We start from the raw sequence: 18,411 nt of genomic DNA on the forward strand, positions 1-18,411 counted from the left end.
CGCCACCGCCCAGAACTACACCCTCCATACCGAGGTCAAGATCATGGAAGACGGGCTTGCAACTCGCCCACGACGCTAAACGCAGCGGCGTTGAACGGCTTCTGGCCCCTGCTCATCGGGCACGGCTCCGCGCGCGCCGGGAGGGCCGTCGCGGTCTGTGGTCGGCGACCGGCGGCGGTCAGCGGGAGAGGGTCTGCTCCATGAGGCCCGCGACTACTGGACGCGCTGCGCGGGCGATACCTGCTACCCCTGCCACGTCGAGCGCGAAGCCGCCCTCCGCGCCAGCCAGGAACTGCTTCGGGCTGCCCATGCCCGGCGTCCGCCGTGCTGGACTTGCAAGGGCCCTCTGGGCGGTGCCGAGGGCTCCGACCTGGAGCCGCGCACCGAGGCTCCGCCGGAGGCGGACGAATATCCGGACTGTGCCGCTGACCGCGAGGAGAATGATCGGTCGGACGTTCCAGCGTGTGATCTGATCTGCCTTTCACCCTTGCTACCAGGGTTGTGCGCATAAGTGACGGCCTGCACCACGTGGTGCAGGCCGTCGCCGTTCTGCTGGCAGCTTCGAAGGATCTTCCAACTCCGTCAGCGATGAGGACAGCGCCTTCGTGGCGCATTGGCGCGCATTGTGCCGGGTCGGACCGTCGAAGTCTCATCAAATCCTCAGGTCCCCCATGGCACTGTCCTTGAGACCTCGTGACGCCGTCAACAGCCTGCGAATGAGACTGGCAGTCTCCTGTGGGCAGGGGCCACCCCGTGGTCGCCGCCCACAGGAGCAGGTCGAAGGGAGCGCACGAGCATGTCTCGCAGGACGAACAGGAACGACCTCGACGCGTTCATCGGGTTCATCTCCGGAATCGTCACCCTCGCCGTCCTCTGGCTGGTTGCCATGGGACTCGGCGAAGTCGTCGATGTAGGACCAGGCTGGCGCCGTGCCATCGGAATCGGCATCGTTGCCATCAGCCTCGTCTGCATGCTCGTTGTTACCAACACTTTTCGGAACCGCTGCCAGCAGCGGCACAGCGACCAAGACGTTTGATTTCCACTCCGGACCGTCAGATGACCGTGCCCGGAAGGTCCCCTCTGCTGTCCGGACCGTGGGCACCTTCCTGACGGGCCCGAAGAATCCGACCGGGACCTGCGCACCGATGCCCCGCCAGTGTGAGTGCCCGCCAACCTGGATGGTGGTCTTCGTGCCGCGTTTGGCGATCTGGCCGATGATCCTCTGGCCGGTAGGCCCTGGTGGACCATGCTGTAGTCGTAGCCGGCGTCCAGGCTCAGGCGCGGGCGCTCGGGCAGCGGGCAACCTCCCTACGCCGGGCCCGCTACCGCGGCCTGCTCAAAGTCAGCCTCCAGCACGCCTACTCCGCCACCGCGATCAACGTCATCCGATTCGACGCCCACTGGACCGACCGGTCCCGCCGGTCCCGGACCAGCCGAATCACCCGACTCGCCCACCAACTCGCAGCCTGATCACCGAGCTCAATTGAGCAATAGAGTCTTTCGCAGGCAGGGGGGGTGGGCCGCTCGGGCGGGTGATGCGGCGTCGTCAGACTCTGGTCAACCGTGACCGTAACGGTGGTCCGCGGCTCACCACGCCGCCCCGCGCAGGGGCGGCGTCGCGGTGCGCTGAAAGGTCGCGAAGGAAGCGCCGCTGCCCGCCGGCGCCCTCAGCATCACCCTCTGCCGCACCCGTGACGGCCGGCGGCCCACCGTGCGCCGGGCGCCGACCATCACCAGGCGGTCGGTGCTTTCGTCGTGCCAGCCGGACGTAGTCATTACCGCGGGTGCCACGGCTGGTACGCCCGCAGCCCGGTCGCGCCCCGCAGCCGTCAGACCCCCCAGGTAGGCGCGCCGCTCGGCCTGTACGGCCACCAGCGCCCGCCGCGCCGCTACCAGCGGGTCCGGGTACTTGGCGACGGAGAATCTCCGCCGGGGGTGAACGAAGCGCGAGCCCGCCTCCACCCTTCCGTCGAGCGCCCGGGCGCTACCACGCGCTCTCCCACCGAGACGTCGGTCCCGCGCAGTACGACCATCACCGCCTGACCCATCGAGTGATGAGGCACCCCCGCCGGTCGGATGGGATCGCGCAGTAATGCTCAAGTGTCAATCAGATGAGGTTGTTTGACGCTTGATCAACGCCGTAACTTGCTGACGCCGGGTGTTAGGGGCGGGCCGAGGCAACTCCCCCCTACGGCGGCATGCGCACCTTTCGAACCTCGACGTGGACATCGACAGAAAAGAGGGCTTCTTCCATGCGCTCCAGGATTCTCAAGTCCAGTGCCATCGCCATGATCTGCGCTGCCGCCGTCGGCCTCTCCGGGGTCGGCACCGCCCAGGCGGCCGCTGCCGCCGAGTACCGCGTCACGGTCGCCGACATGCCCCTGCCGGAAGGAGTCGCCCCGGCGGACCTGCAGCGAATCGAGGAGGCGATGAAGGTCATCGACGAGATGCCCGACGACGTCGCCGAGGCCGGTGACCAGGCCGTCCAGACCTACCTCCAGCAGTACTACCCGGAGCCCGCAGGCGACGACCAGGTTGCGCCGCAGGCCGTCCAGGCGTTCGGTTGGTGGCACGCGACGATGTGTGCCGGTGCCATCGCGGCGGCCCTTGCCACAGCGGCCATCCCGGCTGCGAAGGTCCTCAAGCTGAAGGCGTTCATCAAGAAGGTCGGCTCGGTCAAGCAGGCCGCCTACCTGCTGATCCGGGTCGCCACCGGGGCGGAGAAGATCGAGCACCTGGGCGCTGTCCTCGGCTCACTCGCCGCCGAGGTGATGGGCATCTCCGCGATCCGAAACAACTGCTGATCATGGCCAACGCCGCGGCCAACGCCGCCACTCTCACGCCGATTCCCGCCCAGGCCCAAGAAGCGGCCCTGGCCCTGCACGCCGCGGGCGACGACGCAAAGGCCGTCCGCGTCCTGCGCGACGGTACGTTCCTGTCGCTGACCCATGGCCCCACCGCCTTGGCCGCACTGGTCCGAGACGGCAGCCTGCCCACCACACCCGCCGAAGCCGCCACCCGGCTCGCCCAGGACGACGCGTCCCTGCACGCCGAGCTGTGCCGCCTGCTGGCGACGGGAGATCGCGACGAGGCCACGAGGCGTCTGCGTCAGGCCACCGGCCTCGACCTCGCCAATGCCCACCTGCTGGTCAAGCAACTGGCAGAACCGACGGACTGATTCCGTGCGGGGCCGGCGCCCGCGACGCATGACCGACTACCTCACCGCCACCAGGACGTTCTTCCGGGACTGCCAGGAGTGGGACCGCGGTGACTAGTGCTCCTGGGCGATTAGTGCAGGTCAGGTCCAGGGCCTGGCACAGGTCCCGGGCGCGCTTCGGTCCGGGAATCTCGCCGAACGTGCCGAGGATCTGCTGGTAGGCCGGGTAGGCCGGGTAGGCCGGCAGGGCAGGCGGCTCCTCGGTCGGTTCCGGGGCCGTCGGCGGGAGGGCGAGGAGCGTCTTGCGAGTCACCGACAGGCTCTCGATCTCCTCGTCGAGTTCACGCAGGCGCGCGGTGAACTCGTCGATCTGCACGCGGAACTGTTCCGCGGCGGTGCCGAGCTCGCATCCGCGTGCGTCGATCCGCTCCAGGAACGGAGGACATCGAGATCCTCGCGCTCCGGCATCAACTGCGGGTCCTGCGGTGCCAGGTTGGCAGGCCCGTCTTCACCGATAAGAGGTTCTCGTGTCCGGCCGGGTGGGGCGGGTCGGCCTGTCGGCGGTTTGGTGGTGCTGGCGAATTGGTCGGTAGGTTGTGGGCTGGGGGTTTCGAGGGTGTGGGGAGATTACTGACTTCGGCTCGTCAGGGTAAACCTTCGCGAAGTCCCTGATGGGTCTGGAGCGGTGGCTGTATTCGGTGGTGTGTGAGATATCCGGATGGGGGCGGGCTGACCGCCGCGGGACGTGAGCGCCGGGAAGTGGTACGGGTCCAGGCGGCCGAGTTGTTCGAGCGGGGAGTCAAGCCGCCGGAAGTCGCGCGACGGCTGCGGGTGAGCCCGAAGTCGGCCTACCAGTGGCACCAGTTGTGGCGGGAGGGCGGGGTCGAGGCTCTGGCCTCCCGTGGTGCGAGCGGAGCCCGATGCCGTCTGTCCCCGCGTTGCCTGGAGAAACTGGCCGCGTACCTGGAACAGGGCCCGGCCGAACACGGCTGGGTGGAGGACCAGGTGTGGACCGCGGCGAGGGTGGCCACGCTGATCGGCCGGAAGTTCCACGTCTCCTACAGCGTCTCGGGTGCCACGAGGCTGATGCACCGGCTCGGCTTCAGTCCGCAGGTTCCCGCGTGGCGGGTCGCCGAGCGCGACGGTCAGGCCGTGACCGTGTGGAAGGAGTCTCAATGACCGAGTCAAGCCGTCTGCGGGGCCGGTAGTTCGGGGGTGAAGATCCGATTGTCGCGCAGCAGTGCCCACAGGACGCTCACGCGACGGCGGGCGAGGGCGATGATCGCCTGGACGTGCTTGCAGCCCTCACCGCGTTTCTTGAGGTAGAAGTCCCGGTTGGGGCCGTCCTTGATGATGCTGGTCTGCGCGGACAGGTAGAACAACCTGCGCAGGCGGCGGCTATACCGCTTGGGCCGGTGGAGGTTGCCGGTGCGGCGACCGGAGTCGCGCGGGACAGGCACGAGTCCGGCCGCCGAGGCGAGGTGGCCGGCGTCCCTGTAAGCCGACAGGTCGCCGGCGGCCACGATGAGCTCGGCGCCGAGTATCGACCCGATGCCGGGCAGGGACTCGATGATCTCGGCCTGCGGATGGGTGTGGAAGGTGTCGCGGATCTGCTTGTCGATCTGCTTGAGCCGGTCGTCCAGGGCCAGGATCTGCACGGCGAGGTCGGCGACGATCTGCGCGGCGACGTCCTCGCCGGGCAGAACGGTGCGCTGGGCGTCGGCGGCCTTCAGTGCGGTGGCCGCCACGGCGTCGGCGCCGCGGACGCTGCGGTTGGCCAGCCAGGCCGTGAGGCGGGCCCGGCCGCGGCGGCGTATCGAGGCGGGGGCCTGGTAGCCGGTGAGCAGGACCAGGGCGCCCTTGTGCGCGGAGTAGTCGAATGCTCGCTCCAGGGCGGGAAAGATGCCGGTCAGCACATCGCGGAGCCGGTTGATCATCCGTACCCGGTCGGCTACCAGATCTGAGCGGTGGGCGGTCAGCAGGGCGAGGTCGGCGGCCAGCTGGGCGGGCACCTCGATCGTGGTGAAGTCCCGGCGCTGGCGGGCGGTTTCGGCGATGACGTAGGCGTCGCGGGCGTCGGTCTTCGCCTCACCCCGGTAGGCGCCGGCCATGCGGTTGACGGTGCGTCCGGGCACGTAGACTGCCTGCTGGCCGTGGGCCGCGAGCAGTGCCAGCAGCAGCGCGGAGGCCGTCCCGGAGATGTCCACCGCCCAGTGGACCTGATCGGCCAGGGCGAGGATCTCGCCGAGCGCGGTCAGAATCGCGGTCTCGTCATTCTCGATCTTCTTCGACCACAGCGTGGCGCCGCCCTCGTCGACCACGGCTGCCCAGTGGTGGCCCTTGCCTGCGTCAACACCGGCCCAGACATGGGCCCTTCGCTCGCTCACACACCCCTCCTCGATCGCACCGGCATCTCGATGGCCCGAGGAACACCCCGCTGTCATCTCCGTAATCAGCGACCGCATACGGCGCGCACATCTCAATCAGCAGCCAGGGCGCCCCGAAGAGCCGGGCGGCCACTCCTTCCGAGTCACTGAAGACAAGGCGACCTGAGCCACACCCGACCCTCCCGGGCCAGACAACAACTTACGGAGGCGACCTGGGAGGAGGTAAAAGAGCACGGGCGGCCTGCGGGGGCTACATCTGCTTCGAGGACGAGGCAGGATTCACCCGCCGTCCGCCCAGAGGACGCACCTGGGGCCGGCGGGGCCGCACCCCGGTCGTGACGGTCAGCGGCCGGCGCTCGGGACGTCTGTCGGTGGCCGGGCTGATCGCGATGCGGCCAGGCTCGCGCACCCGGCTGTGCCACCGCTTGCGCTCCCACCCTGCGGGCAGAGGCAAGCGCCGCAGCATGGGCGAGCGCGACTTCATCGCACTGATCGACGGCGTCCACCAGCTGGTCAAGGCGCCGATCGTGTTGGTCTGGGACCGCCTGAACACCCACGTCTCCCACGCCATGCGCGAGTTGATCGCCGAGCGTGCCTGGCTGACGGTGTTCCTGCTTCCCGCCTACTCGCCCGACCTCAACCCCGTGGAGTGGGTCTGGGCACACGTCAAGCGCAGTCTGGCCAACCTCGCCGTGGTCGCCCTCGACCGACTCGAGGCCCTCGTCCGCAACCGGCTCAAACGCCTGCAGTACCGGCCCGGCACCCTCGACGGCTTCATAGCCGGCACCGGCCTGACTCTCGACACCCCAACGTCACCCTGACGAGCCGAAGTCAGTAGTGCTGTTCCTTTGAGAGGTTTTCTGTTTGTGGCGGGCTCAGCGATTGCCCTGTAGATGGGTGGCCTGCTGGTGGGTGTGGGCTGTGGGTTCCGGTGCTTCGTGGTCACCACCCAACAACGGTCTCGCCCGGCGGCACCGGCCCGGCCGGTGCCGCCCGTTCCCGACGCGGCGGGTGACAGTCGGGAAGCCGTGGCCGGGTCCTGCGGGTCGAGCTTGGTGAAGTCGACGTCCATGTGCGGCTCGTACGCCTCCGGGGGCAGGTCGAGCTCGTGGGTGGAGTACTCGCCGAACCGGGTGATCTTCTCGGTCAGGTAGGGCGAGACATCTGTCACGTCCTCCGGGTCGACCTTCCGGCCCTCGGAGCAGGGGGCTGCCGGGATGTGAGGGCCGTCTCGGCCCTGGGGGATGCGCACGACGGGGGCACTCGCTCCGCTCGTCACGGGGTGCTCATGAGGGTGTGCAGCAGGTCGTCGCCCAGGGTCAGGCCCGTCTGGGAGACGTTGGGCAGGTGGTAGCTGGTGTACCAGTCGGCGGGGGCCTCGGGGTGGGGGCCGGAGACGGCGACGCGGCCGGTGCCGTAGGGGGCGACGACGGCGGCTATGCGGTCGTTGGTGTAGCGGGCGAGGACGTCGGTGCCGGGGCCGTTGACGTCGAAGTAGGGGCCGTCCTGGAAGTACATGGGCTGCCTGTGGCCGCGCCAGGTGACGTCGGTGAGGTGGTCCTTGTCGTCGGTGACGGTGGCGCCGGCGGTCTTGATGTACTCGCCGGAGTCGCCCGGCAGGAGGTCGTAGCCGGGGTCGCCGGCCAAGTAGCCGCCCATGCACAGGCCCAGGTAGCGTCCGCCGCCGCGCACGTAGTCGCGGATCAGCTCGGGGCGGAACCCGGACTCGCGCTGAAGCAGCTTCCAGGCGGTGGATACCTCCTGGCCGTTGGAGCCGCCCGGCTGTACGTACATTGCGGCGCCGGCCAGGGCGGTGGGGCCGAAGTGCAGTTCCTCGTCGGGGCCGATGAAGCGCACGCTGAAGCCGTTGCGTTCCAGCAGCGCCTGCGCGGCCTCGGGGCAGCCGTCGCAGGCGGCCGGGCCCCGGTAGACGACGGCGAGCGGGCGGGCGGGGGCGACGGTCGGTGGCGGGGAGGTGGTGGCGCTCGCCGGCGCGTCCTGGGAGCGGTCGTCTTCGGCCCGCGGGGAGGAGCCGCAACCGGCGGTGGCCGCGAGCAGCACCGCCGCCAGGCCCAGCACGGCGGCACCCCGGACGGGACGGCGGCGTCCACGCGTCATGACCCGAACTCCTGCATGGCTGCTGCTCCCATAGTGTTCCGGCTTTCGGCCGGAAAGGTCGGGTTACGGTGTCACCACAGCGTGGGTGCCGTGGTGTCGTGATGGCGGTCTCGCGTTTCCTCCTGCCGCTGCTGCGGCAGTGACAGGCTCGTTCCCGGTGGTGAGCCGCCGAGATGAACCACAGGTCGCTCACGGTTCCGGGCCCCTTGTCGGTGCGGTGGACGTGAGGAACCTCGGGTGCCCCGGGTGGGAGCGGGAGGTCGGTGCCGGATCAGCTGGAGCTGCATCCCCGTACTGCTGTTGGCGTCCTTCCCGTCCGGGCGGAGTGCGCAGCAGCGCGGACTCCATCATCGCGTCCAGGACCGCGCTCAGCTGGTCCTGGCCGACGTGCACCGGCGGCAGCCGACCCGGTATCCGGACGGTCACGGCCCCTTCCGGCACTGCGGCCACGGCCTTCAGGACGGAGGGCGCGATGGCCGCCAACCATGGGGTAGTGGCTGGGCTGTCTCCTGCCGCCGTTCTCGGGCGTTCCGGGCGCGCGTGGCCGCTGTGAGGCGGGCGATCCCGCTGATCACCGCGAGGGCGGATCGGGAGCAGTGGTCGGGCACGGCGGTTTGTCTCCGTACGGTGGGTTGTCGTCCGGCAGATGGCAGGCCCGCTGGATTCAGCGGATCAGCGGTTCGTCAGGTGGTCGAGACGGTCGGCGGCGCGTCCGGCAGCGGCCTCGCACCTCGACCACTCCGGTCGGGAATTTCCAGTGCCTGCCGACCATGCCGGAATGAACCTGAGGTTTTGATGAGGAGGTGCCGCGACTGAGGCCGGAACCTGGCATGTGCCCACGATGGCTGCGACCTTGCGTAGGCGCAGCGCTTGTCGGAGGCAGTCGGGCTCCGCGTACCGGCTCGCCCGGTGGGTCCGGTCCGTTCGTGTCGACACAGCGCGTCGTGGGCTGCGCGAAGGGCTTCGACGATATTGACAGGGCATCGTCGGGCTGCGGCATACTGGAGACTCGACACCTCGTTCGGTGAGGCGTCTGCACGGATACAGGCCACTGACCCCACGACGTCGAGAGACGCCCAGGGGCAGGACAGGTCTCCTCGGCTCAGAGGAGCTGGCACAAGGCGCGGACGCGTCGGTACGTGATCACGCAGCAGGCCAGTTTGAGGAAGGCCTCGTGGATGTCGTCGCGGATGTTCCAGCGGATCCGCAGGCGCCGAAAGCCGTGGATCCAGGCGTTGGTCCGCTCGACGACCCACCGCACGGGTCCCAGGCCGGAGCCGTGCGGCACACCCCGGCGGGCGATCACCGGCTTGATGCCCCGTTTCCACAGCAGGCGGCGGTACTTGTCGAAGTCGTAGCCGCGGTCGGCGAACAGCTGCCGGGGCCGGTGACGCGGCCGACCGGTTCTGCCACGGAGGCTGGGGATCGTGTCCAGCAGCGGCAGGAGCTGGGTGACGTCGTGGCGGTTGCCGCCTGTCAGTGTGATGGCCAGCGGTGTGCCCCGGCCGTCGGTGATCACGTGGTGCTTCGAGCCCGGTCGGGCTCGGTCGACCGGGCTCGGTCCCGTTTTGGGCCGCCGCGACGGGCCTGGCGGTGTGAGCTGTCGATCACTGCCCGCGACTAGTCCAGCTCGCCGGCGCGATGCAGCTCGGTGAGCAGGACCTGGTGCAGCCGGTCCCAGACCCCGGCCTTGGGCCAGTCCCGCAGTCGGCGCCAGCAGGTCATGCCCGAGCCGAAGCCGAGTTCCTGCGGCAGCCACTCCGACTGGATCCCCGTCTGCAGTACGAACAGAATCCCCTGCAGGCAGCCCCGGTCATCCAGCGGCGGCCGGCCAAGCTTCCGAAGCCGCTGCTGCCACACCGGCAGCAGCGGCTCGATCCGGCCCCACAGGTCGTCCGACACCAACCACAGCGCTCTTCCCCACGACCTACTCAACGAGCCCGCAGACAAACAGACATGGGCACCGCGCAGTTCTGTTAGCTCCTCTTGAGGGGTGACCCCAAGTGGCTTCCGTCCACCCGGGCGGATCACACCGTGCAGTCCCGAAACTCTTACATGAGGGGTGTCGTCCCTGGAGCAGCCGTGGCCGATCGCGGACCGTTCAGCCCTCGCCCACCCCTTTCCGCCCAGGCCCAATCCGTCGACGGACACCCGCCCGATCAACGACGAACGACCGCCCGCACGCCCGACCTCGGCCCGCGGCAGTGCGAACGACACCGTGTGGTCCCGGTCGATCTCGACCGTGATCAGGTTGGCGGTCAGCGAAGCCGCCGCGGTCATCACGTCGTTGAGGTCGAGCAGCTCGGTGAGGTCCGGCGAGGGAATCCCGGCCTTGGCCGCCGGTGCCGTATTGAGCTGGGCGGCGGTCACCAGGGTCGGGGCCGCCAGGACGTACCCGAGGAACCGGCGCCGGCCGATGCCACGCGTACTCGATCCGGGACCTCCAGGTGCCCGTCGGGTGTGGTTCAGAAGGTGCGGTTCGCGTCGGGGATCGTGATGTTGATGTTCTGTCCGTCGGACAGGAAGGACAGGACGAACTGGCGGACGACCTCCTCCACGGTCCAGGCGGCTTCCGCGCCGAGGGGAAACGGAATCAGGCCCTCACGGAAGGCCACCAGCAGCGGCCAGGCTTCGCTGATGACCGGCTCCCAGAACGGCTCCTGGTCCAGTCCGATCCAGTCGCCGATCTGGTCGCCGAGGGTGTACCTGGAGAACGCGCTGATCAGGGGCCTGGTCAGGCCGCCGTCGAGCTCGGCGACGAGGCCGAGGAGCACCCCGGCCAGCTCGACGCCTTCGGAGGTGGGGCCCAGGACGGGGTCGAGGAGCTGCTTGGACTGGGCGTTGGCGGCATCCCAGGTGGCGGGGACGTACTCGTCCCGGACGCCGAGCATGTGTGCGGTCACCTGCCAGACGTGCAGGTAGGCGGCGGAGTCGTCGGGGGTGATCTGGACTCCCCACTCGAGCATCTTGCGCATGACGAAGGTGGGCAGGCTGTGCCAGGTGATCAGGATGTCCGCCTGGCTGATCGGGATCTTCTGGTCGCCGCTGGTCCCGGTCCAGCCGGGGGACTGCTGCAGCAGGTGTCGCACGGCGGCGTGCACCATCCGGGTCTTCACTGCGGTCACGATCATCTCGCCCTGGGGCTGGTAGGCGTCCAGGGACCCGACGTCGTACCCGAGCTTCGCGGTCTTGGCGATCCGGTCCTTCATGTTGGCGCCGCCCTTTGAGTAGTAGACGGCGCGGGCCTCGTGGGGGATGGCGCAGCTCATCAGGCCGCTGCCCAGCCCGTACAGGGCGCCGGTGTAGATCCCCTTGGTGTCGTTGAAGTGAGCGGCGGTGTTGAGCTTGTCCTGGTCGGCCCAGGAGGGCAGTTGACGTGCCGTCTCCATGAAGTCCCGCAGGTCCCGGGGCAGTCCGTCCGGCAGCGGTTGGTCGTTGCGGGTCCACGACCGCAGGAGGTCGTTGACCATGGGCACGTCGCCCCGGCCGATCACGGCGGCGAGAACCGGGTCGGCCTGCTCGTCCCACTCCCAGTGCGGGTCGGTGCCGGCGCCCGAGCCGGCCACCGAACCGGTGGGCGACCACGACCAGTCGGGCAGGGCACGGGCCGGTGCCGCCGCACGGGCTGGCGACGCCGCACCCAGCGCCCCGAGCGCTCCCAGCGCTCCGCCCGCGATCAGCATCTTGCGCCTGCTGAGTCCATCCATGGCTGCGAACTCCTTCTTCAGAAGGTCCGGTTGACGTCGGGGATCTCGATCCGGACACCCCGGGCGTTGGTGAGGTAGAACGTGATGTACTGGCGTACCGCCTCGTCGATCGTCCAGGCGAGAGGTGCACCATCGGCAGTTCGATGAGGTTCTCGCGGAAGGCCACCAGCTGGGGCCAGGCGGTGCCGATCGCCCGCTCCCAGGACGAGGCCTTGGACTCGGTGGGGGTGAACGAGACCTGCCGTTCGAGCGGCCTGTGCATGGCGAAGGTGGGCAGGGTGTGCCATGTGATCAGCATGTCCGCCTGGCGGATCGGCTGGTGCTGGCCGTCGTTGGTCCGGGGCCAGCCCGGGGCTGCGGCAGCAGGTGGCGCGCGCCCGCCGTGAACTCCTGCAGTTCCTGCGGCAATCCGCTCGGCAGCGACTGGTCGTTGCGGGTCCAGTCACGCATAGATCTCACCGCGCTCGGCGCGTTCCACCAGCGACGCGGGCGGCAGGAACCGGTCGCCGTAGGCGGCGGCGAGTTCCCGCGCCCTGGCGACGAACCCGGGCAGGCCGCCGTCGTACTGGTTGACGTACTGCAGGACGCCGCCGGTCCAGGCCGGGAAGCCGATTCCCTGGATGGAGCCGATGTTGGCGTCGGTCACGCTCGTCAGAACGCCGTTGTCAAGGCAGTCGATGGCGTCGAGGGCCTCGGCGAAAAGCATCCTCTCCTGCAGGTCCTTGATCGGCAGTACGCGCTGCCCCGAACCGTATCGGTCGCGGACGCCCGGCCAGATGCCGAGCCGCTTGCCGGACTCGTCGTAGTCGTACCAGCCGACGTGCTCACGTCGCCCGATCCGGCCCTGGTCGAGCATCCAGTCCACGACCGCCTCCGAGGGATGCGCCACCCAGGCCTTGCCCTCCGCCTCGTCGGCGGCGCGGGTCTCGATGCGGATCTTCTGGGTCAGCGACAGGGTCAGCTCGTCCAGCAGTTGGAGAGCGCCCGCGGGGTAGCCCGCCTGGAGCGCGGCCTGTTCGACGCTCGCCGGCTCGACGCCCTCGCCGACGGCCGCGACGGCCTCGGCGATGAAGCAGCCGATCACTCGTGAGGTGAAGAAGCCGCGCGAGTCGTTGACGACGATGGGGGTCTTGCCGATCTGCAGGACGTAGTCGAAGACCTTGGCCAGCGTCTCGTCGCTCGTCTGCTCGCCGCGGACGATCTCGACCAGGGGCATCTTGTCGACCGGGCTGAAGAAGTGGATGCCGATGAAGTCGCGTTCGCGCTCAACCCCCTTGGCCAGCAGGGTGATCGGCAGGGTGGAGGTGTTGGACCCGAGCACCGCGTCGGGTTCCACGATCTCCTGGATCTGCTGGAAGACCTGCTGCTTGAGCGGCGCCGACTCGAAGACCGCCTCGATGACGAAGTCCACTCCGGTGAAGTCGGCGGCATCGGCCGTCGTCCGGATCCGTCCCAGGAGCGCGTCGGACCTCTCCTGGGTCGTCCTGCCCGCCGCCAGCGCCCTTGCCTCCAGGCCGCGGGCGTAGTCCTTGCCCTTCTCCGCAGCCTCGAGCGTGACGTCCTTGAGTACGACGTCGATGCCGGCCTTGGCGCTCACACCGGCGATGCCCGCCCCCATCATGCCCGCGCCGATGACCCCGACCTTGCGTGCGGCATAGCGCTCGAACCCCTCCGGTCGGCTCGCGCCCGAGTTGACGCGCTGCAGGTCGAAGAAGAACGCCTTGATCATGTTCTTGGTGACCTGGCCGCTGAGCAGGCTGACCAGGTACCGGGTCTCGACCAGCGAGGCGGTGTCGAAGTCGACGTAGGCACCTTCGACGGCGGCGGCCAGGGCGGCGCGCGGCGCGGGCATCGGCGCTCCCTTGGTCTGCTTGCGCAGCAGGCCCGACAGTGCCGGCAGAGTCGCGGCGACACCCGGGCTCCGCACGTCTCCTCCCGGGAGCCGGAAGCCCTCGGCATCCCACGGCTGCACCACGTGCGGGTGCTCGACGATCCAGGCTCGCGCTCGTGCCTCGGCCTCCCGGGAGTCCTCGACGAGTTCGTCGATGAGGCCGAGGGTCGTCGCCGCCTGTGGGGTGAACTTCTTCGCGGGCAGGATCACCTCCGCGAGTGCCTTGTGCAGGCCGAGCATGCGGACGGTGCGGGTGATGCCGCCGCCGCCGGGGAGCAGCCCCAGGCTGACCTCGGGCAGGCCGAAGCGGCTGCCGGGCAGATCGGCGGCGATCCGGTGGTGGGCGCACAGGGCGACCTCGAGGCCGCCCCCCAGCGCGGTGCCGTTCAGCACCGCGACGACCGGCTTGCCGAGCTTCTCCAGTCGGCGCAGCCAGCCCTTCATCCGGTTGATGTACGCCGTCTCCTCCGAGGCTTTGTCGGCGCTGCCCGCACGCAGCCGGTTCAGGTCGCCGCCCGCGAAGAAGGTCTTCTTGGCGGATACGAGCAGCACGCCGGCGATCTCGTCGCGCTCGGCTTCCAGCCGCGGGACGCACTCCTCCAGGCCGGCCATGAAGGCGTCGTTCATGGTGTTGACCGACGAGGCGGGGTCGTCCAGGGTGAGGGTCACGATTCCGTCTGCGCCCCGTGCGAAGGTGATGGCGGATGCGGTCATGTCGATGGCTCTCTTTCGGTACGCGGTGAGTCCGGGTGTCAGAGGCGCTCGATGACGGTGGCGATGCCCATTCCGGCGCCGACGCACAGCGTCGCGAGTCCGCGGCGTCCGCCGGTGCGCTCCAGTTCGTCGAGAACGGTGCCGAGGATCATGGCCCCGGTGGCGCCCAGCGGGTGGCCCATCGCGATGGCGCCGCCGTTGACGTTGACCTTCTCGTCAGGGACCTTGAGGTCGCGCTGCCACTTCATGACGACCGCGGCGAAGGCCTCGTTCAGCTCGAACAGGTCGATGTCGTCGATCTCCAGACCCGCGTTCGCGAGAACCTTCCTGGTCGCCGGTGTGGGGCCGGTGAGCATGATGGTCGGCTCCGCGCCGGTGACCGCGGTCGCCACGATCCGGGCGCGCGGGACGAGTCCGAGACGCTCACCGATCTCCTCGGTGCCGATCACGGTGAGCGCGGCGCCGTCGACGATGCCGGAGCTGTTGCCGGCGTGGTGGACGTGGTTGATCCGCTCCACGTGGTGGTACTTCTGCAGGGCGACCGCGTCGAAACCGGCCTGCGCGCCGACGGCGGCGAAGGAGGCGGGCAGCGACGCGAGGCTCTCCACGGTGGTACCGGGCCGCCGGTGTTCGTCGTGGGCGAGCACCAACACGCCGTTGAGGTCGCGGACGGGCACGACCGACCTGCTGAAGCGGCCCTCGCGCCAGGCGGTCTCGGCCCGCTCCTGCGAGCGGGTGGCGTAGGCGTCGACGTTCTCGCGGCTGAAGCCCTCCAGCGTCGCGATCAGGTCGGCACCGATCCCCTGGGGAACGAAGTACGCGTCGTACGCCGTGGTGGGGTCCTGCGAGTAGGCGCCGCCGTCCGAGCCGATGGGGACTCGCGACATCGATTCGACCCCGCCGGCGAGAACGAGGCTTTCGTAGCCGGAGGCGACCTTCTGTGCGGCGAGGTTGACCGCTTCCAGGCCGGAGGCGCAGAACCGGTTGACCTGGACGCCGGCCACCGAATGGGGCAGCTCTGCGACCAGGGCGGCGGTGCGGGCGATGTCACCGCCCTGCTCGCCCACCGGCGAGACGACGCCGAGCACGATGTCGTCGATCAGGTCGGGGTCGAGTGCGGGATTGCGCTCCTGGATCGCGTGGATCAGTCCCACGACCAGGTCGACGGGCTTGGTGCCGTGGAGTGCGCCGCCGCGGTTCTTGCCGCGCGGCGTCCGGACGGCGTCGTATATGTAGGCGTCGGACACGACGCCCCCTTTCTCGGGACGAGACGCTGTGCAGATGGGCTCGGATACCGGAGTGTTCGGCGCGGGAGATTTCCCCGGAGCGCCTGAACAGGGCTACAGGCCCAAGTCGCGGCCGACGATCTCTTTCATGATCTCGGTGGTGCCGCCGTAGATGGTGGTGATGCGTGAGTCGAGGTAGTCGTGGGCGATGCGGTATTCGAGCATGTAGCCGTAGGCGCCGTGGAGTTGCAGGCAGCGCCCGACGATGTCGACGTACTGCTCGGTGGCCCAGAACTTCGCGGACGCGGCCTGGACCGCAGTGAGTTCGCGGCGGGAGTGCCGGGCGAGCAGGTCGTCCAGGTAGGCGCGGCCCACCCGGGCGGTGGTGACCATCTCGGCCAGTTCGAAGCGGGTGTTCTGGAAGGTCCCGATCGGCCGGCCGAACGCCTTGCGTTCCTTGACGTACTCCAGGGTGCGTTCGAGCACTCCCTCGACGGAGGCCACGGCGTTGGCGGCGATCGAGATCCGCTCCTGCGGAAGGTTGCGCACCAGGGCCTTGAAGCCCGAGCCTTCCGCACCGAGCAGGTTGGCGGCCGGCACGCGGACGTCCTGGAAGAACAGCTCGCTGGTGTCCTGGGCGTGCAGGCCGATCTTCTCCAGGTTGCGACCGCGTGAGAAGCCGGGACGGTCGGCCTCGATGACCAGCAGGCTGATCCCGCTGTGGCGATCCGGACCGGTCCGGACCGCGGTGACGACGAGGTCGGCGTTCTGGCCGTTGGAGATGAAGACCTTGCTGCCGTTGACCACGTAGTCGTTGCCGTCACGGACGGCGGTGGTGGTGATGCCTGCCAGGTCGCTGCCGGTCCCGGGCTCGGTCATCGCCACCGCGACGACGAGCTCCCCGGCCGCGATGCCGGGCAGCCAACGGGCCTTCTGCTCGTCGTCGGTCAGGTCGGTGAAGTAGGGCACGACGATGTCGTTGGACAGCGTCACCCCGGCGAGCCCGTCCGACGCGGGATGGCGTGAGAACTCCTCACCGATCACGGCGTTGAAGCGGTAGTCGCAGACGCCGCCGCCGCCGTACTCCTCGGGGATGTTGAAGCCGAGGATTCCGACTCGGGCGGCTTCCCGGAACAGCGAGCGGTCGACCTTGCCCTCGGCGCGCCACCGCTCGGCGTGCGGGGCGGCGTGCTTGTCGGCGAACGCACGGGCCGTCTCCCGCAGGAGCTCGTGCTCGTCCTCGTAGAGCGACCGTTCGGCGGAGATCACATCGGCCATCAGAAGTCCTGTTCCAGATCACGGTCGAAGAAGGAAAGGCAGTGCGTGCGGTCAACTCCCGGACATGAGCGCCGGCTTCGGCGTCAGGCCGGCCTGCTGGCCGGCCACGTCGCTCATCGCACACGCAGCCGACGCAGCAGGGCCAGCTGGCCGTTCGTGCGGCGGACGAAGCTCTCCACGGACTGCTTCGGCGACGGGCCGAGCGGCATGAGGCGCTGTACGGCGACCGTCTGGCTCTCGGTGTACTTGCGGATGCCGTCGGCCCCGTGGCGGCGGCCGAGTCCGCTGTCACCCATGCCGCCCATGCCGGCTTCGATGCTGCCGGCCGCGGCGGCGGCACCGTCGTTGATGTTGACCGATCCGGCGCGGATCAGCCCGGCCATCCGGTCGGCCTCGCGGGTGTTCCTCGACCAGATCGACGCTGACAGACCGTAGGTCCCCTGGTTGGCCAGTCCCAGAGCCTCATTGTCCGTGGCACAGGGGTACAGCGAGATGACCGGGCCGAACGTCTCCGTTTCCCAGACGGCCATCTCGGGGGTGACGCCTTCGAGGATCGTCGGCTCGTAGAACAGCGGGCCGATGTCGGGTCGGGCCCGGCCGCCTGCGAGCACGGTCGCCCCTTTGGCCACCGCGTCGTCGACATGGCCCTCGACCGCTGCGAGCTGGGCCGGCGAGACCAGCGACCCGATGTCCGCCGAGTAGTCGTAGGACCGTCCGAGCCGCAGCGCCTTCGTCGCCCGTAGGAGCTCGTCGCGGAACGCGTCGTAGACCTTCTCGTGCACGTAGACGCGTTCGATGTGGATGCACATCTGCCCGGTGTTCGCGAAGGCGGCCACGACGGTGCCGGCCGCCGCGGCGGCGATGTCGGCGTCCGCGCGCACGATGAGGGGGTTCTTCCCGCCGAGCTCGAGGGAGGAGCCGACCAGCCGTCGGGCGGCGCGGGCCGCGACGGTGCGTCCGGTGGCGGTCGACCCGGTGAAGCAGACGAAGTCGACGGCGTCGACCACGGCGGTCCCCACCACGGCCCCGTCACCGGCCACGATCCGCCACAGATCGGCGGGCAGGCCCGCCTCGGCCAGCAGGGTTCGAGCCCACAGCAGGGTCAGCGCGGTCTGGGAGTCCGCCTTGGAGACGACGGCGTTGCCGGCCAGCAGTGCCGGGAGTACGTCGCCGACCCCGAGGTAGAGGGGGTAGTTCCACGGGGAGATGACGCCGACCACGCCTTTCGGGACCCGCAGTTCCTTGACCTTCGTCAGGCCGGGTACCATTCCGCGTACATGACGCACAGTCAAGTACCTTCTGGCGCGGCGCGCGTAGTGCCGGGCGATGGCCGCGATCTGCGCCACCTCCTGCCAGGCGTGGTACCGCGCCTTGCCGGTCTCCCACTGGATCAGGTCGAGCACCTGGTCCTGCCGCTCCAGCAGCAGGTCGTGGAAGGCGAGCACGATGTCGCTCCGGCGTGAGAGCGGCGTCCGCATCCACTCCCGCTGGGCGGCCCGGGCCATGGCGGCCGCGGACTCGACGTCCTCCGGGGCGCACGCGGGGACGGGCGCGATCGGCGACAGGTCGTACGGCGCGACCGCAGTCACCGGCTCGAGGGCGCCCCGTTCTTGGCGGGTCTCGACCCGGTGCACCCACGCACACCACTGCCCGATCAGTTCGTCGGTCATCCATGCGGGGCGCGGGCTCGTCGCCGCCAGGGTCGGAGGCGCTTTGATCTGGTCCTGCTCCGTGTTCATGGGGCTCCTAGGGATGCCGCACGGGTGGGGTCGGACGCGGAGGCTCTTCGCTCGTTGGCAACAGCGGCGCCGGCGGAAGCGGGGGGGGGGGGGGGGGGGGGGGGGCGGCCGGGGGGGGCGCGGGGGGGCTGTGGGAGGGCCAGGGGTTTGCCCCCCTTGGAACCCCGCGGTTTTTTTAAATAAAAAAAACAGAG

At 69.5% G+C, this 18,411-nt stretch carries 15 protein-coding genes and 2 pseudogenes; 7 read left to right on the forward strand and 10 right to left on the reverse strand.

What is annotated here, in order from left to right; translation table 11 throughout:
* The first annotated feature begins 796 nt into the window (after positions 1-796).
* The 4 genes from ACGF12_RS35535 (at position 797) to ACGF12_RS35550 (ending at position 3,178) form a co-directional block, all read left to right on the forward strand.
* The gene (locus ACGF12_RS35535) at positions 797-1,036 is read left to right on the forward strand and encodes a hypothetical protein (protein ID WP_393039736.1); all 240 of its coding nucleotides are present in this window, start codon (positions 797-799) and stop codon (positions 1,034-1,036) included.
* A gap of 203 nt (positions 1,037-1,239) precedes the next feature.
* A complete protein-coding gene (locus ACGF12_RS35540; RefSeq protein ID WP_393039739.1) occupies positions 1,240-1,470 on the forward strand; it encodes a hypothetical protein in 231 nt (76 codons plus the stop codon).
* Between the two features lie 782 nt (positions 1,471-2,252).
* The gene (locus ACGF12_RS35545; RefSeq protein WP_393039742.1) at positions 2,253-2,804 is read left to right on the forward strand and encodes a hypothetical protein; all 552 of its coding nucleotides are present in this window, start codon (positions 2,253-2,255) and stop codon (positions 2,802-2,804) included.
* 2 nt (positions 2,805-2,806) lie between these two features.
* The gene (locus tag ACGF12_RS35550; RefSeq protein WP_393039744.1) at positions 2,807-3,178 is read left to right on the forward strand and encodes a hypothetical protein; all 372 of its coding nucleotides are present in this window, start codon (positions 2,807-2,809) and stop codon (positions 3,176-3,178) included.
* Here the strand turns inward: ACGF12_RS35550 and ACGF12_RS35555 are convergent.
* Positions 3,150-3,533 carry a hypothetical protein gene (locus ACGF12_RS35555; protein ID WP_393039747.1) on the reverse strand — a complete coding sequence of 128 codons (384 nt, stop codon included), beginning with the start codon at positions 3,531-3,533 and terminating at the stop codon, positions 3,150-3,152. The genes ACGF12_RS35550 and ACGF12_RS35555 overlap by 29 nt on opposite strands.
* 353 nt (positions 3,534-3,886) lie before the next feature.
* Here ACGF12_RS35555 and ACGF12_RS35560 point away from each other — a divergent pair, with 353 nt between their 5' ends.
* On the forward strand, positions 3,887-4,336 hold the full coding sequence (locus ACGF12_RS35560) for a transposase (RefSeq protein WP_393039775.1): 450 nt from the start codon (positions 3,887-3,889) through the stop codon (positions 4,334-4,336).
* Between the two features lie 5 nt (positions 4,337-4,341).
* Here the strand turns inward: ACGF12_RS35560 and ACGF12_RS35565 are convergent, their stop codons facing one another.
* Positions 4,342-5,544, reverse strand: coding sequence for an IS110 family transposase (locus ACGF12_RS35565; RefSeq protein ID WP_393039750.1), 1,203 nt, complete (start codon positions 5,542-5,544; stop codon positions 4,342-4,344).
* Positions 5,545-5,798: 254 nt separating this feature from the next.
* Here ACGF12_RS35565 and ACGF12_RS35570 point away from each other — a divergent pair, with 254 nt between their 5' ends.
* Positions 5,799-6,365 (forward strand): transposase, encoded by a 567-nt coding sequence (locus ACGF12_RS35570; protein WP_393039777.1) that lies wholly within the window; start codon positions 5,799-5,801, stop codon positions 6,363-6,365.
* A 454-nt stretch (positions 6,366-6,819) separates the two neighbouring features.
* On the opposite strand, the gene ACGF12_RS35575 is transcribed toward ACGF12_RS35570, so the two are convergent.
* The 4 genes and pseudogenes from ACGF12_RS35575 to ACGF12_RS35590 all read right to left on the reverse strand — a co-directional run bounded on the left by ACGF12_RS35575 (position 6,820) and on the right by ACGF12_RS35590 (position 11,369).
* The gene (locus ACGF12_RS35575) at positions 6,820-7,662 is read right to left on the reverse strand and encodes a BPL-N domain-containing protein (RefSeq protein ID WP_393039752.1); all 843 of its coding nucleotides are present in this window, start codon (positions 7,660-7,662) and stop codon (positions 6,820-6,822) included.
* Between the two features lie 1,102 nt (positions 7,663-8,764).
* Positions 8,765-9,573: pseudogene (locus tag ACGF12_RS35580) on the reverse strand (IS5 family transposase).
* Between the two features lie 270 nt (positions 9,574-9,843).
* A pseudogene (locus ACGF12_RS35585) lies at positions 9,844-10,131 on the reverse strand (xanthine dehydrogenase family protein molybdopterin-binding subunit); the annotation flags it as partial.
* Complete coding sequence (locus ACGF12_RS35590; protein ID WP_393039755.1) at positions 10,128-11,369, reverse strand: oxygenase MpaB family protein; 1,242 nt, start codon at positions 11,367-11,369, stop codon at positions 10,128-10,130. The pseudogene ACGF12_RS35585 and the gene ACGF12_RS35590, both read right to left, overlap by 4 nt.
* 143 nt (positions 11,370-11,512) lie before the next feature.
* On the opposite strand from ACGF12_RS35590, the gene ACGF12_RS35595 reads away from it, so the two are divergent.
* A complete protein-coding gene (locus tag ACGF12_RS35595; protein ID WP_393039758.1) occupies positions 11,513-11,755 on the forward strand; it encodes a hypothetical protein in 243 nt (80 codons plus the stop codon).
* A 56-nt stretch (positions 11,756-11,811) separates the two neighbouring features.
* Here the strand turns inward: ACGF12_RS35595 and ACGF12_RS35600 are convergent, their stop codons facing one another.
* The 4 genes from ACGF12_RS35600 to ACGF12_RS35615 form a co-directional block, all read right to left on the reverse strand.
* Positions 11,812-13,974: a 3-hydroxyacyl-CoA dehydrogenase NAD-binding domain-containing protein gene (locus ACGF12_RS35600; RefSeq protein ID WP_393039761.1), complete on the reverse strand. Its 2,163-nt coding sequence runs from the start codon at positions 13,972-13,974 to the stop codon at positions 11,812-11,814.
* A gap of 38 nt (positions 13,975-14,012) precedes the next feature.
* Positions 14,013-15,221 carry an acetyl-CoA C-acetyltransferase gene (locus tag ACGF12_RS35605; protein WP_393039764.1) on the reverse strand — a complete coding sequence of 403 codons (1,209 nt, stop codon included), beginning with the start codon at positions 15,219-15,221 and terminating at the stop codon, positions 14,013-14,015.
* Between the two features lie 93 nt (positions 15,222-15,314).
* Positions 15,315-16,478, reverse strand: a complete 1,164-nt coding sequence (locus ACGF12_RS35610; RefSeq protein ID WP_393039767.1) for an acyl-CoA dehydrogenase family protein — start codon at positions 16,476-16,478, stop codon at positions 15,315-15,317.
* Between the two features lie 113 nt (positions 16,479-16,591).
* Positions 16,592-18,217 (reverse strand): succinic semialdehyde dehydrogenase, encoded by a 1,626-nt coding sequence (locus ACGF12_RS35615; protein WP_393039770.1) that lies wholly within the window; start codon positions 18,215-18,217, stop codon positions 16,592-16,594.
* Between the last annotated feature and the right edge of the window lie 194 nt (positions 18,218-18,411).

It is taken from the genome of Kitasatospora sp. NPDC048296 (assembly GCF_043201815.1).
In the GTDB taxonomy this organism is placed as follows: domain Bacteria; phylum Actinomycetota; class Actinomycetes; order Streptomycetales; family Streptomycetaceae; genus Kitasatospora.

Coding starts and splice junctions, on each gene's coding strand:
- ACGF12_RS35595 (WP_393039758.1), top strand. CDS start 11,513: ATGAGGTTCTCGCGGAAGGCCACCAGCTGGGGCCAGGCGGTGCCGATC.
- ACGF12_RS35550 (WP_393039744.1), top strand. CDS start 2,807: ATGGCCAACGCCGCGGCCAACGCCGCCACTCTCACGCCGATTCCCGCC.
- ACGF12_RS35575 (WP_393039752.1), bottom strand. CDS start 7,662: ATGACGCGTGGACGCCGCCGTCCCGTCCGGGGTGCCGCCGTGCTGGGC.
- ACGF12_RS35535 (WP_393039736.1), top strand. CDS start 797: ATGTCTCGCAGGACGAACAGGAACGACCTCGACGCGTTCATCGGGTTC.
- ACGF12_RS35610 (WP_393039767.1), bottom strand. CDS start 16,478: ATGGCCGATGTGATCTCCGCCGAACGGTCGCTCTACGAGGACGAGCAC.
- ACGF12_RS35545 (WP_393039742.1), top strand. CDS start 2,253: ATGCGCTCCAGGATTCTCAAGTCCAGTGCCATCGCCATGATCTGCGCT.
- ACGF12_RS35615 (WP_393039770.1), bottom strand. CDS start 18,217: ATGAACACGGAGCAGGACCAGATCAAAGCGCCTCCGACCCTGGCGGCG.
- ACGF12_RS35590 (WP_393039755.1), bottom strand. CDS start 11,369: ATGGATGGACTCAGCAGGCGCAAGATGCTGATCGCGGGCGGAGCGCTG.
- ACGF12_RS35600 (WP_393039761.1), bottom strand. CDS start 13,974: ATGACCGCATCCGCCATCACCTTCGCACGGGGCGCAGACGGAATCGTG.